Raw genomic sequence first — 13,027 nt, forward strand, 5'->3', positions numbered from 1 at the left:
CGACGCGCGTTGCCTTCGGGCAAGCGCGCGGCGTTTTCACCAGAGAGCCAGTTAGCTGATCGCGCAGGATCGCCATGATCGCGCGCAGCCGGCTCGATCGAGCCCGTCGCAACGTGCGACCTGGGTCCATTCGGGAGCGAAAAGAACATGGAATATCCTTCACTCTTCACGCCGCTCAAGCTCGGGCGGCACATCTTGCGCAACCGTATCGTGCTGCCGCCGCTGACGCGCCAGAGAGCCGCCCAGCCCGGCGACATACCGGCCGCATCGAGCGCGCTCTATTACGGCCAGCGCGCGGGCGCGGGCTTCATGGTCAGCGAGGGAACGCAGATCGAACCGCGCGGTCAGGGCTACGCGTGGACGCCCGGCATCTACAGCGACGAACAGGTCGAAGGCTGGGCTCGCGTGACCGACGCGGTGCACGCCGAAGGCGGCGTGATCTTCGCGCAGTTGTGGCATGTGGGCCGCGTCTCGCATACCGCGTTGCAGCCCTACGGCGCAGCGCCGGTTGCACCTTCGGCGATCGCGGCACAGAAGGTCAAGGCGTTCATCGAGACCGGTCCCGGCACCGGCACGCTGGTCGAGCCTTCGGTGCCACGCGAGTTGAGCGTCGCCGAGATCGGCGAGTTAGTCGGGCACTACGCAAAGGCAGCGCAGAACGCGCTGCGTGCGGGCTTCGACGGTGTCGAGATTCACGCGGCCAATGGCTACCTCGTGAATCAGTTCATCTCGGCACACTCGAACAAACGTGAGGACGAGTACGGCGGCTCGCTGCATAACCGCTTGCGCTTTCTGCGCGAAATCGTCGGGGCGGTCGCCGCGGTGGTCGGGCCTGCACGGCTGGGCGTGCGCTTCACGCCGTTGTTCACGAGCACCGATCAGGATCGCGTGTACATCGGGCTCGTCGAAGACGATCCTCATCGCACGTATATCGAGGCAATCAAGGTGCTGGAAGCTGCCGGTGCGGCCTATGTGTCAATAGCGGAAGCCGACTGGGATAACGCACCCGATCTGCCGGCGGCGTTTCGCGAGGAAGTCCGCCGGGTGTTCAGCGGCCGCATCATCTATGCGGGTCGCTACACGGCCGAGCGCGGCGCGCGCCTGATCGAAGCGAACCTTGCGGACCTGATTGCATTCGGCCGCCCGTACATCGCGAACCCGGATCTGCCTGAGCGCATCGCGAACGGCTGGCCGCTCAATGCCCTGAATCCGGCAACGTTGTATGGCGGGGGGGACGAAGGACTCACGGACTATCCGGCCTACGCGGAATCGTTATCCGTTCAGGCAGACGAGGTGATCGCATGAGCAAGGGATCGAAGCGGGCCGTCGCCTGTGCGATCGGGCAGCCCGACGACGTCGACATCGACGAGATCGTGCTTCGTCCCACGAGCCGTCCCACGAGCCAGGAGTTCTGAGCGAACGTTGACTCACACTTTCCAGCGACAGGGCCACGCGCAAGATATTGTGCGTGGCCATCACGCAAATGCGGCGCTTCATACGAGAGCGGTTTCGACGCGTTCGTATGAAGTGCCGCTAGTCGTCGTGGCACAACCTGGACATTTTGCCGTGATAGTGTTCGCATTCCCGGTCGAGCAAGGCATGCCCGGGCCGTCAGTTGGCTGGTCGTAAGCTGCCTCGCGACGATGCCCGGCACGTCCGCCCGCCTGCCCATTCGCCGTTAACCGAGACACTATGTCCAGAAGACCCTCTGCCGAGCAGCGACGCGAACTTGGCGCGTTTCTTTCAAGCCGCCGCGGCCGCCTGCAACCTGCCGAATTCGGCCTGCCCGACGGCCCCCGCCGTACCCCCGGCCTGCGCCGCGAAGAGGTCGCCGTACTCGCGGGCGTCAGCGTTAGCTGGTACACCTGGCTCGAACAGGGCCGCGACATTCAACCGTCCGCCGATGCGCTGCGCAGAATCTCGCGCGTGCTCAAGCTCGACACCGTGGAGTCGGCGCATCTGTTCGCGCTTTCATCGCGCGAGCTTTCGCAGGTAGCAACCGGCAGCGGCGTCACCGAAGGCCTCGAACGACTGGTTCGCTCGATCAACGTTCCGGCCTATGTCCGCAACACGCGGCTCGACATTCTGGCGTGGAACGATGCCATTGCCGACCTGTTCGTCGACTATGGATCGCTGGAGCCGCACGAGCGCAATACGTTGCGTCTGCTGTTTCTCTACAAGCCTTATCGCACGCTGATTCTCGACTGGGAGCAGATGACGCGCGGCATGATCTCCGCGTTCCGCGCCGCGCGCGCGCAGGCGCCGGACAAGGCGCCGTTCGATAGCCTCATCGACGAGCTCACGGAACTGAGCCCCGAGTTCAGCGACTGGTGGCAGGACACCGAGGTCAAAGGTTTCGATGAAGGCGACAAACGGCTTCGTCATCCAGCCGGCGGCCACATCGAATTCACTTACGTTGCGTTGACGCCCACCGGCAGACCGGACCTGTCGCTCGTGACTTACATTCCCCGGCACTCTGCCAGTGAGTCCGACTCATAGGATCACAAGACGCCTTCTTGACCCGCCCCGGTTTGCATAAAGTGACACCACTGCAGCGACTTTCCACTGCTCGTCACTTCACTCAATCGAGGCAAACATGTCGAACCTGAACCTTCCCACCGCCATCGGCGCAACGTCGCGCAATCCCGCAACCGGCGAGTTCATCGCGCACTATCCGTTTCAGACCGCCGACGAAGTCGAGCGCATGCTGGAGGACAACGCCGCGGCCTACCGGCTGTGGCGCGCGACGCCCATGGCTGTGCGCGTGGAAACTTACCGCCGCCTGGCCGCGACGTTGCGCGAGCGCTCGGAAGCGTTGGCCGCGCTGATTACTCAGGAGATGGGCAAGACGCTCGCCGCCGCACGAGCCGAAGTCGCAAAATGCGCCAGCGCGATCGACTGGATCGCCGAGCATGGTCCCGCTTTCCTCGCCGACGAACCGGCGCCTGTCGAAGGCGACGATCAGGTGCATGTCTCCTATCTGCCGATTGGCTCCATTCTCGCCGTGATGCCATGGAATTTTCCGTTGTGGCAGGTGATTCGCGCATCGGGTCCGATCATGCTCTCGGGCAACGGCTTCATCCTCAAGCATGCCGCCAATGTGATGGGCTCGGCGTACGCGTTGCAGGATGCTTATGAAGCCGCCGGCTTCCCGGTCGGACTCTTCGCCAACCTGAATGCCGATAACGAAACCGTGGCCCACGTGATCGAAGATCCGCGCGTTGCCGCCGTCACGCTGACCGGCAGCATGCGGGCCGGGTCCGCCGTCGCATCCACGGCGGGCCGGGCGCTAAAGAAGACGCTGCTGGAACTCGGCGGCGCCGACGCCTTCATCGTCTTGGCCGATGCGAACATCGATCTGGCCGTGAAAGCGGCCATCGAGGCCCGCTTTCAGAACGCCGGCCAGGTTTGTCTCGCAGCCAAGCGGTTCATTGTCGAGCGACCCGTTGCAGAAGAGTTCACGCGCAAGTTCGTGGCCGCCGCGCGTCAGGTCGTGGCGGGCGATCCGCACGATCCGGCAAGCACCATCGGGCCGATGGCGCGCGCCGACTTGCGCGACGAGCTGCACGGGCAGGTGCAACGCACCATCGAAGCAGGCGCGACGCTGCTGCTCGGAGGCAGCAAGGTGGAAGGCGCCGGGAATTACTACGCGCCGACCGTGCTCGCGGATGTCGCCCCCGGCATGGCTGCTTTCGACGAAGAAACCTTTGGCCCGGTCGCCGCAATCACCGTTGCCGACGACGCCGAGCACGCTATCGAACTTGCCAACACGAGCGACTACGGTCTCGGCGGCAGCCTGTGGACGCGCGACGTCGCCCGTGCGCAGCGAATCGCGCGCCGGCTGGAAACGGGCGGCGTCTTTATCAACGGCTTCTCCGCTTCGAATCCGCGCATTCCGGTGGGCGGGGTCAAGAAGAGCGGATACGGCCGTGAACTGTCGCACTTCGGTCTGCGCGAGTTCACCAACGCTCAGGCGGTGTGGGCCAAGACCGTCGATTGATCCGACGTTCCCCGGTTCGCCCGATCACCTCGCGTATCGTTAAGGCATCCAAAACATTCGCGCAGGCTTTCGCATGACCCGTACGCTAACGGGTCATCGGCGGCAGCCTGCAAGCTGAACCATTGCAACCAATTGTCCAATCATCGTTAGCTTCTGGAGTCGAAAATGAAAACCATCAACAAGATTCGCCGTTTGGCCGCAGCCTTGACCATTGGCGCCGGCGCATTCGCCACGCAGTTCGCCGAAGCCGCACCTGTCAAGAACATCGTCCTGGTTCACGGCTATTTCGCCGACGGCTCAGGCTGGCAAGCCGTGTCGAAGATCCTCACGCGGGACGGCTATAACGTCTCGGTGGTTCAGGAGCCGGAGACCTCGTTCAAGGAAGACGTCGCGGCGACTACGCGTATCGTCGATGCGCAGGACGGCCCGACAATCCTCGTCGGCCATAGTTATGGCGGAGCGGTGATTACCGAGGCGGGCAACAATGCGCGCGTGGCGGGCCTCGTCTACATCGCCGCGTTCGAACCGGATGCGGGCGAAAGCCTCAAGGACCTGACGACGAAAATGCCGGCCGCGACAAAAGCCATCAAGGCAACCGACGATGGCCACCTCTACTTCGACGCAGAGCACTTCAGAGCCGACTTCGCTGCCGACGTACCCGCCGCGGAGGCCGCATTCATGGCGAGTTCGCAGGTCATGCCGGCGCATGAGTCGTTCACCGCGCCGGTGAGCCAGCCGGCATGGAAAACGAAGCCGAGCTGGGCCGTCGTGGCGACTCAGGACCGAACCGTGAATCCCGATCTCGAACGTTGGATGGCGAGCCGCGCGAAGAGCACGGTCGTGGAGGTTCCGTCGAGCCATGTCGCCTATCTGTCGCATCCGGCAGAAGTCGCCCGGGTGATCGAGCGGGCGGCCACTGCAACGGGCAGCCGCTGAGGAACCGACCAAAGCAAAACGGCGGCGCATCGACGCACCGCCGTCTTCATACACCTCGAAAGCCTCACTTCCCCCCAGCCATTTCCTCCCAAATCTCCGCCCCAATCTCAAACGACCGCAACCGCGCCTCATGATCATAGATCTGCGCGGTGAGCATCAACTCATCGGCGCCGGTCTGTTCGATGATCGACTTCAAGCCCTCGCGCACCGCATCGCGATCGCCGATCGCCGTGCACGCGAGCGAATGCGCGACCGAATTCAGTTCCATTTCCGAAGCCGCAACCCGGTCCACCGGCGGCTGCAATTGCCCCGGCGTGCCACGCCGCAAATTGATGAACTGCTGCTGAAGCGACGTGAAAAGCCGCCGCGCTTCTTCATTGGTGTCGGCTGCGAACAGATTCACGCCGACCATCGCATACGGCTTGTCGAGCGTCTCCGACGGACGGAATTGCGCGCGATAAACCTGCAACGCCGTCAGCATGTAATCCGGCGCGAAGTGCGACGCGAATGCAAACGGCAAGCCGAGCGCCGCCGCAAGCTGCGCGCTGAAAAGCGACGACCCGAGCAGCCACAGCGGCACATGCAAGCCCGCGCCGGGCACCGCGCGAATGCGCTGGCCGGCGACCGGGTCCGCGAAATAACGCTGCAATTCGGCGACGTCGTCGGGGAACGAGTCCGCGCTGTTTTGCAGGTCACGGCGCAGCGCGCGCGCCGTGCTTTGGTCGGTGCCGGGCGCGCGTCCGAGTCCCAGGTCGATGCGGCCGGGATAAAGCGATTCGAGCGTGCCGAACTGTTCGGCGATCACGAGCGGCGCGTGATTCGGCAGCATTACGCCGCCCGAACCAACGCGGATCGTCTTCGTGCCGCCCGCCACATAGCCGATCACGACCGAAGTGGCCGCGCTCGCAATGCCGGTCATGTTGTGATGCTCGGCAAGCCAGAAGCGGCGGTAGTTCCACCGCTCGGCGTGCTGCGCGAGATCGAGCGTGTTCCTGAAGGCGTCCGCTGGCGTGGCGCCCGCGATGACCGGCGAAAGGTCGAGGACCGAAAAAGGGATCATTGTCTGTTGGCTTGCTGTTTCTGGCGCTTTCACGCGATGGGGCATTCTCGCAAAGCTTCCGGCTTTCTGCTGGCGACGCCCGCATGTCCACGTTTGCGAAAGGGTTTGTCGGCGGCATCATGGGCACTGAACCGCCGCAACGCTTTCCCCGGCACCTCTGCCGTTACATGCAAGTTCGATATAGATATGGCCGATCAATATTTAACAAGCGCATGACGGCCTGCTACCGTGAACGCCTCGAACAATGCACTGCCATTGCATTCGGCCCGCAACGCCGCGGCCTCGCCGGGCAGCAATCATTCATGGAGGCACTCGCGTGTCCATCGAATTCATCGGCATGATCCAGACTCGCAAGGTATCGGAAACGCACGCGCCGCAAGGGCCGGTTATCGATGTCGGCTATCTCGAACAGTTCGCGCGCGCGCATGAAGCGGCGGGCTTCGACCGCATTCTCGTGCCGCATCATTCGACGAGCCCCGATGCATTGCTCACCGTCGCGCACGCCGCGAGCGTGACGAGCAACGTGCACTTCATGCTCGCGCATCGTCCGGGCTTCGTGGCGCCGACGCTCGCCGCGCGGCAACTGGCGACGCTCGATCATTATTCGCGCGGCCGTCTCGCGGTGCACATCATCTCGGGCGGCGACGACGCGGAGCAACGCCGCGACGGCGACTTCCTCTCGCACGACGAACGCTACGCGCGCACGGACGAGTATCTGCAGATCCTGCGCCGTCTCTGGACAGAAGCGAAGCCGTTCGATCACCACGGCCAGTACTATCGTTTCGAACAAGGCTTCTCGGAAGTGAAGCCGGTTCAGCAGCCGCATATACCGGTGTATTTCGGCGGCGCGTCGGTGCCCGCACTCGAAATCGCTGGACGTCATGCGGATGTCTACGCGCTATGGGGCGAGTCGAAGGCGCAAGTGCGCGAGCAGGTGACGCGCGTGCGTGCCGAGGCCGCGAAGCACGGGCGCACCGTGCGCTTTTCCGTGTCGTTCAGGCCGATCCTCGCCGCGACAGAAAGCGCGGCATGGGAGCGCGCCGAGCGCATCCTCGCCGAGACGAAGCGGCTGCGCGCGCTGCAAGGACTCGGCGTGGGCGGCCCCGCGCAAAGCGAAGGCGCGCGGCGCTTGCTCGCGGCATCGGGCGAATCGGATCGCGCCGACGAGCGCTTGTGGACCGGCATCGCGAAGGAAATCGGCGGACGTTCGAATTCGACGGCGCTCGTCGGCACGCCGCAACAGGTCGCCGACACGCTCGCCGAGTACTACGCGCTCGGCGTCACGACCTTCCTCGTGCGCGGCTTCGATCCGCTCGAAGACGCCATCGACTATGGCCGCGAACTGATTCCCGCAACACGCGAACGCGTGGCGCGCGTTGCGCTGGCCGCGTGAACGGAGCCGCGATGACCGACCTTTCTCACGCGCATCCACGGGCTGACGAAGCACGTTCGCCGGCCAGCACGCTCTCGACCCTGCAACGCCACGCGCCGCTGCGCAAATTCTGGTTCGACGACGTGCCGCCGCGCACGGATCTCGCCGCCGAGCGCCGTTATCGCCAGGAGCGGCTTGCCGTCGCGTTTCGTCTCTTTGCGCGCTACGGCTTCGATCAGGGGCTCGCCGGTCACATTACCGCACGCGATCCGGAATGGACCGATCACTTCTGGGTCAATCCGTTCGGCAAGCATTTCAGCCGCATCCGCGTGTCGGATCTGCTGCTCGTGAATGCGCAAGGCGAGATCGTGGTGGGCGACGGGCCCGTGAATCAGGCGGCGTTTGCGATTCATGCGGCGATTCACGAGGCGCGTCCCGATGTCATCGCGGCGGCGCACACGCATTCGCTGTACGGCAAGGCGTGGTCCACGCTGGGCCGCACGCTCGATCCGCTGACGCAGGATTCGTGCGCGTTCTACGAGGACCACGCGCTGTTCGACGATTTTCGCGGCGTCGTGCTCGATACCGGCGAAGGCTCGCGCATCGCGGCGTCGCTCGGCACGCACAAGGCGGTGATCCTCAAGAACCACGGCATTCTCACGGCAGGTCCGAGCGTCGAGGCGGCCGCGTGGTGGTACATCGCGCTCGATAACGCGTGTCATGCACAACTGCTCGCCGAAGCGGCCGGCACGCCGCAACGTATCCCGCACGACGTTGCCAAGCTCACGCACGAGCAGGTGGGCCGCGCGAATGGCGCATTGTTCGCGTTTCAGAGCCTGCTGGAAGGGCTCGTCGAAGCGGAGCCCGACGTGCTGAATTGAAGCGCGCGTACGCATGCCACGCGCAGCGTTTCTTCGCGAGACGCTGCGCGCCACGTCGTGCAGGCGGCAGCCGTTCGCGGTCGATGTTGCACCGCTTTGGGCCGCCGCTGCCGCGCGATGCTCTCTCGATGTGCGTAAAAGACGAAGAGAACTCGCGCGCATCAATCTTCGGACCTATCCTTCAATGTTAGCGATGACCCAGACCCTGCGGCCGGACCGGCTGCGCACGTTCGTCGGCCAGATCGCGGCGCTCGTCGACGGCGACACGCCCGAAGCGGCGCTGCTCGACGCCGGCGCGACCGCGCTGCGTGAACTGATCGCTCACGACGACTGGCTGCCCGACGCATTCGCGCGGCCCGATCCCGAGCGCTATCAGCAGTACCTGTTGCACGCGGACTCGCGGCAGCGCTTTTCGGTCGTCAGTTTCGTGTGGGGGCCGGGGCAGGCGACGCCGGTTCACGACCACACGGTTTGGGGCTTGATCGGCGTGCTGCGTGGCGCGGAAATTGCGCAGCGTTACCGTGTCGCGGCGCACGGCGAAGTCGTCGCCGAGGGCGCCCCCGAGCGCCTTGGCGCGGGCGCCGTGGATGCCGTGTCGCCACGCATCGGCGATATTCATCGCGTGAGCAACGCATTTAGTGACCGTACGTCGATCAGCATTCACGTGTACGGTGGAAATATCGGCGCAGTGAACCGCTCGGTGTACCCGGGCGGCGCCCGTCGAAAAAAGTTTGTGTCCGGCTACTCGAACGACGTGTTGCCGAACATCTGGAATGTGTCGAAGGAGTCTCCGATCCCATGACTTTCGTGAAAGATTTTCGTACCCGATCTTATGCAGACGTGCGCCGCGCACTGCTCGAACGCGAGGAAATCGCGCTCGTCGATGTGCGCGAGGAAGATCCGCACGCGCGCAGTCATCCGCTCTTTGCCGCGAATCTGCCGCTGTCGCGGCTCGAACTCGATGCACCGGTGCGCTTGCCGCGCCGCGACGTGCCGATCGTCGTGCTCGACGACGGCGAAGGGCTCGCCGCGCGCGCCGCTGAACGTTTCGAAAGCCTCGGCTATAGCGACGTCGCGCTGCTCGAAGGCGGCCTGCAAGGCTGGCGCAAAGCCGGCGGCGAGTTGTTCCAGGACGTCAACGTGCCGAGCAAGGCGTTCGGCGAACTGGTCGAAAGCGTGCGCCACACGCCGTCGCTCCCGGCACAGCAGGTGCAGGCGCTGCTCGACCGCGAAGAGAACATGGTCGTGCTCGACGCGCGCCGTTTCGATGAATACCAGACCATGAACATTCCCGGCAGCATCAGCGTGCCGGGGGCGGAACTCGTGCTGCGCGCGCGCGAACTGGCGCCGGACCCGGCCACGCGGATCATCGTCAATTGCGCGGGGCGCACGCGCAGCATCATCGGCGCGCAGTCGCTGATCAACGCGGGTTTGCCGAACCCGGTTGCCGCGCTGCGCAACGGCACCATCGGCTGGACGCTCGCGGGGCAGCCGCTCGCGCACGGCAGTTCGCGGCGGCCAGGTCCCGTCGTCGACGACGCGTTGCGTCTCATCGCAGCCGATGGCGCGCGCGCCGTCGCCGACCGTGCGAAAGTGGGCCGCACGTCACGCGATGAAGCGCGCCGCTGGGCCGACGAAGCGGTGCGCACCGTGTACCGCTTCGACGTACGCACGCCGGAGGAATACGAAGCGGGCCACGTGCCGGGCTTTCGTTCTGCGCCAGGCGGCCAGCTTGTGCAGGAAACCGAAATGTTCGCGCCGGTGCGCGGCGCACGCGTGATTCTCGCGGACAGCGACGGCGTGCGCGCGAACATGACCGCGTCGTGGCTCGCGCAGATGAACATCGAGGTCTATGTGGTCGACGGTTTGACGGCCGCCGACTTCGCGGAAAAGGGCGCGGCGCCCGCGGCGCGCCTGGCCCCGCAGCCGCCCGACGCCGATGAAATCGCCCCCGCCGAACTGGCCGCGCTGCTTCAGTCGCCGGGCACGGTGGTGCTCGACTTCACGAGCAGCGCGAACTACGTGAAGCGCCACATACCGGGCGCGTGGTTCGTGATCCGCAGCCAGCTCGAGACGGCATTGCACAAGCTGCCGGACGCGCGCCGCTATGTGCTGACGTGCGGCAGCAGTCTGCTCGCGCGCTTCGCCGCGCCCGACGTGGCGGCGCTCGCCGGCAAGCCGGTGCAGGTGCTGACGGGCGGCACGGCGGCGTGGATCGAAGCGGGCCTGCCGGTGGAAAGCGGCGAGACGCGGCTGGCGTCACCGCGCATCGACCGTTACCGGCGTCCTTATGAGGGCACCGATAACGCGCGCGAAGCGATGAATGCCTATCTCGAGTGGGAATACGGGCTCGTCGCGCAACTGGCTCGCGACGGCACGCATGGTTTTCATGTGATCTGACGGGGTTCGGCGGATCGCGGGGACAGGGACGGCGACTGACGACGCGCGCCCGCGGCTGCGCGCGTGTCCTTGAATTGCCGCGCGATCGCCGCGCCGAACCGCTCCACCGGCTGCTGCAATTTGCCGAGCGCGCGCGGCTGCACGAGCCAGATGTCGATGAGCGGCTTGAAGTCGCTGACCGACACCACGTCGAGCCTGTCGGCATAGGCGCTCGCATTGAAGAGCGGCAGCGGCACGAGCCCAAGACCATGACCGTCCGCCACGAGTTGCAACTGCAACTCCGTGCCGAGCGTTTCCAGATTCAGCTTGAGCGCGAGACCGAGACCCGTCAGCGCGCGTTGCAGACCGTCGCGGAAGCCGCAGCCGTCCGGATTCAACACCCAGCCAATCGACTGACACTGCGCGAGCGTATGCGCGCGTTTCGTGAGCAAACCCTTGCGCGCGACCACTGCGAGTTTGATGCGGCCGAGCGAGCGCGCCGACAGCGTGTCGTCGAAGGTTTTGTTGGCCGGGAGCAGGATCGCGGCGACATCCAGTTCGCCGTCTTGCAGCCGTTCGAGCAACTGGCCGCCCCAGCCGGTCGACGCGCGCGCCTGCAAATCGGGGTAGGCGTCTTTCACCGCCCGCAGCGCGTCGCCGAGCGCGACGTCGGCGATGGTCTGCGCGACGCCCACGCGCAGCGTGCCGGTGGGCGGCGTGTCGGTCGCGACCATTTCGCGCAGCACGTCGAGTTCGCGCTGAATCGCGCGGCATTGCTCGTAGACGATCCGGCCGGTCGCGGTCGCCTTCAGCGGACGCGTGTTGCGGTCGAGCAATTCGACGCCGAGCGCTTCCTCGAAATTCTGCAGACGGCGCGTGATGGCCGGTTGCGTGAGCCCGAGCGAGAGCGCCGCCTGCTGCAGCGACTGACAGCGAATAACGGTGACGTAGGCGTCGATTTCGTCGATCTTCATGATGAGCGATGAGGTGGTTCGTGCGCCCGATGATACCTGCATCGCTGTTCCCGCATACTTTGCAAGCAACAAAAATTCGCATATTTGCTTAGCACGATAATGCGTTTGTCTTATACAAGACGCTCGCTTATCGTCGTCGAATCTATTGCTCGACACCTTCCTGGAACGTCATCCTCATCATGTCTTTTGCGATTTTCTCCGTCGTGCCTCGGGCACTTGTCAAACCGCTTGCCGCAATTATCGTGGCCATTCCCGCGATGTTGGTGTTCTGCGCGATGCCCGCCGCCGCGGCCGACTTACCCGTGCTCAAGGTCGGCGATCAGTCGTTGCAGACGCGCGGCATTCTCGAAGCGTCCGGCCAACTGAAAGACCTGCCGTACAAGATCGAATGGTTCAATTTTCCGGCAGCGCAGCCGCTTGGCGAAGCATTGAACGCGGGCGCGGTGGACGTCGGCGGCCTCGGCGACGCGCCGCTCGTTTTCGCGCTCGCAGCGGGCGCGCGGGTGAGGGCGGTCGCCGCGACGCGCTCGAATCCGCTCGATCTGGCGATCGTCGTCGGTCCGCATTCGCCGCTCACGGACGTCGCGGGTCTGAAGGGCAAGCGTCTCGCGACGACGCGCGGCTCCATCGGCCACTATCTCGCGCTCGCCGCGCTGAAAAAGGCCAACCTGTCCGCAAGCGACGTCGCGTTCGTGTTCCTCGCGCCCGCCGACGCCAAGGCCGCGCTCGCGTCCGGCAGCGTCGACGCGTGGTCGGTGTGGGACCCGTACACGGCGCTCGGCGAGTCGCGCGATCACGACCGCATCATCGCGAACGGCGTGGGTTTGTCGGAAGGGCTCAGCTATCAGGTCGCGACCGAGGCCGCGATTGCCGGCAAACGCGCGCAATTGGCGGACTTCCTGCGGCGCGTGGCGATCGGCCAGCGCTGGGCGCTCACGCATCCCGACGAAGTCGCGGCGATGCAATCGCGCGTCACGGGCTTGCCCACCGATGTGTTGAAGACGGTCTATCAGCGCGGCCAGGTGCATCCGGTCGCAATCGACGATACGGTCGTGGCCGCGCAGCAGCGCACCGCGGACACCTACGAAGCGGCCAACGTGATTCGCGCGCATCTGGATGTGCGTGCAAGTTTCGACCGCAGTTTCCCGTTGCCCTGACCGCGTCCCGCGGTGCCACTGACAGCGCCGCGAAATCCTCTGCAAATTCGGTGTAAACGCGCTCTCGTCTAGCGCTTCCAATCCCGTTAGATTAACGTCACTTGGAAGGCTTATTGAGGGGACCAGGGCGGCCAGTCAAGCAGCGGTTCGCCACTTCCGGCGATGGCGCAAGGTGTACGGCCAAGGCCGTTCATCGCCGCGCCGGAACGGACCGCTGCGCGTCGTCCTTCACGCGGTTTTCGCACATCTTCAAGACCGGCGTACTGAC

The 13,027-nt window shown here is 65.0% G+C and carries 11 protein-coding genes; 9 read left to right on the forward strand and 2 right to left on the reverse strand.

Annotated features, from left to right (window positions below):
• Positions 1 to 147: 147 nt before the first annotated feature.
• The 4 genes from CUJ91_RS06635 to CUJ91_RS06650 all read left to right on the forward strand — a co-directional run bounded on the left by CUJ91_RS06635 (position 148) and on the right by CUJ91_RS06650 (position 4,936).
• Complete coding sequence (locus tag CUJ91_RS06635; RefSeq protein ID WP_107708432.1) at positions 148 to 1,305, forward strand: alkene reductase; 1,158 nt, start codon at positions 148 to 150, stop codon at positions 1,303 to 1,305.
• Positions 1,306 to 1,692: 387 nt separating this feature from the next.
• Entirely contained in the window at positions 1,693 to 2,499 is an 807-nt protein-coding gene (locus CUJ91_RS06640) for a helix-turn-helix transcriptional regulator (RefSeq protein ID WP_029969150.1), read from the forward strand.
• A 97-nt stretch (positions 2,500 to 2,596) separates the two neighbouring features.
• Complete coding sequence (locus CUJ91_RS06645; protein WP_107708430.1) at positions 2,597 to 4,000, forward strand: NAD-dependent succinate-semialdehyde dehydrogenase; 1,404 nt, start codon at positions 2,597 to 2,599, stop codon at positions 3,998 to 4,000.
• A 165-nt stretch (positions 4,001 to 4,165) separates the two neighbouring features.
• Positions 4,166 to 4,936 carry an alpha/beta hydrolase gene (locus CUJ91_RS06650; RefSeq protein WP_107708428.1) on the forward strand — a complete coding sequence of 257 codons (771 nt, stop codon included), beginning with the start codon at positions 4,166 to 4,168 and terminating at the stop codon, positions 4,934 to 4,936.
• 64 nt (positions 4,937 to 5,000) lie between these two features.
• On the opposite strand, the gene CUJ91_RS06655 is transcribed toward CUJ91_RS06650, so the two are convergent.
• Entirely contained in the window at positions 5,001 to 5,996 is a 996-nt protein-coding gene (locus tag CUJ91_RS06655; protein WP_006051107.1) for an LLM class flavin-dependent oxidoreductase, read from the reverse strand.
• A gap of 316 nt (positions 5,997 to 6,312) precedes the next feature.
• Here CUJ91_RS06655 and CUJ91_RS06660 point away from each other — a divergent pair, with 316 nt between their 5' ends.
• The 4 genes from CUJ91_RS06660 (at position 6,313) to CUJ91_RS06675 (ending at position 10,649) form a co-directional block, all read left to right on the forward strand.
• On the forward strand, positions 6,313 to 7,389 hold the full coding sequence (locus CUJ91_RS06660) for an LLM class flavin-dependent oxidoreductase (RefSeq protein ID WP_107708426.1): 1,077 nt from the start codon (positions 6,313 to 6,315) through the stop codon (positions 7,387 to 7,389).
• A gap of 11 nt (positions 7,390 to 7,400) precedes the next feature.
• On the forward strand, positions 7,401 to 8,249 hold the full coding sequence (locus CUJ91_RS06665) for a class II aldolase/adducin family protein (protein ID WP_244230978.1): 849 nt from the start codon (positions 7,401 to 7,403) through the stop codon (positions 8,247 to 8,249).
• A 193-nt stretch (positions 8,250 to 8,442) separates the two neighbouring features.
• The gene (locus CUJ91_RS06670; protein ID WP_107708522.1) at positions 8,443 to 9,051 is read left to right on the forward strand and encodes a cysteine dioxygenase family protein; all 609 of its coding nucleotides are present in this window, start codon (positions 8,443 to 8,445) and stop codon (positions 9,049 to 9,051) included.
• On the forward strand, positions 9,048 to 10,649 hold the full coding sequence (locus CUJ91_RS06675; protein ID WP_107708424.1) for a rhodanese-related sulfurtransferase: 1,602 nt from the start codon (positions 9,048 to 9,050) through the stop codon (positions 10,647 to 10,649). Before CUJ91_RS06670 ends, CUJ91_RS06675 begins: the two co-directional genes overlap by 4 nt.
• On the opposite strand, the gene CUJ91_RS06680 is transcribed toward CUJ91_RS06675, so the two are convergent.
• The gene (locus tag CUJ91_RS06680) at positions 10,637 to 11,602 is read right to left on the reverse strand and encodes a LysR family transcriptional regulator (protein WP_107708422.1); all 966 of its coding nucleotides are present in this window, start codon (positions 11,600 to 11,602) and stop codon (positions 10,637 to 10,639) included. The genes CUJ91_RS06675 and CUJ91_RS06680 overlap by 13 nt on opposite strands.
• 179 nt (positions 11,603 to 11,781) lie before the next feature.
• Here CUJ91_RS06680 and CUJ91_RS06685 point away from each other — a divergent pair, with 179 nt between their 5' ends.
• Positions 11,782 to 12,759, forward strand: coding sequence for an ABC transporter substrate-binding protein (locus CUJ91_RS06685; protein WP_107708420.1), 978 nt, complete (start codon positions 11,782 to 11,784; stop codon positions 12,757 to 12,759).
• Positions 12,760 to 13,027: the final 268 nt, after the last annotated feature.

The sequence above is a fragment of the Paraburkholderia graminis genome, from assembly GCF_003330785.1.
GTDB lineage: Bacteria > Pseudomonadota > Gammaproteobacteria > Burkholderiales > Burkholderiaceae > Paraburkholderia > Paraburkholderia graminis.

Bases quoted from the DNA above. Each gene is read 5' to 3' on its own strand.
- CUJ91_RS06635 (WP_107708432.1), top strand. From the start codon at position 148: ATGGAATATCCTTCACTCTTCACGCCGCTCAAGCTCGGGCGGCACATC.
- CUJ91_RS06640 (WP_029969150.1), top strand. From the start codon at position 1,693: ATGTCCAGAAGACCCTCTGCCGAGCAGCGACGCGAACTTGGCGCGTTT.
- CUJ91_RS06645 (WP_107708430.1), top strand. From the start codon at position 2,597: ATGTCGAACCTGAACCTTCCCACCGCCATCGGCGCAACGTCGCGCAAT.
- CUJ91_RS06650 (WP_107708428.1), top strand. From the start codon at position 4,166: ATGAAAACCATCAACAAGATTCGCCGTTTGGCCGCAGCCTTGACCATT.
- CUJ91_RS06655 (WP_006051107.1), bottom strand. From the start codon at position 5,996: ATGATCCCTTTTTCGGTCCTCGACCTTTCGCCGGTCATCGCGGGCGCC.
- CUJ91_RS06665 (WP_244230978.1), top strand. From the start codon at position 7,401: ATGACCGACCTTTCTCACGCGCATCCACGGGCTGACGAAGCACGTTCG.
- CUJ91_RS06670 (WP_107708522.1), top strand. From the start codon at position 8,443: ATGACCCAGACCCTGCGGCCGGACCGGCTGCGCACGTTCGTCGGCCAG.
- CUJ91_RS06675 (WP_107708424.1), top strand. From the start codon at position 9,048: ATGACTTTCGTGAAAGATTTTCGTACCCGATCTTATGCAGACGTGCGC.
- CUJ91_RS06680 (WP_107708422.1), bottom strand. From the start codon at position 11,602: ATGAAGATCGACGAAATCGACGCCTACGTCACCGTTATTCGCTGTCAG.
- CUJ91_RS06685 (WP_107708420.1), top strand. From the start codon at position 11,782: ATGTCTTTTGCGATTTTCTCCGTCGTGCCTCGGGCACTTGTCAAACCG.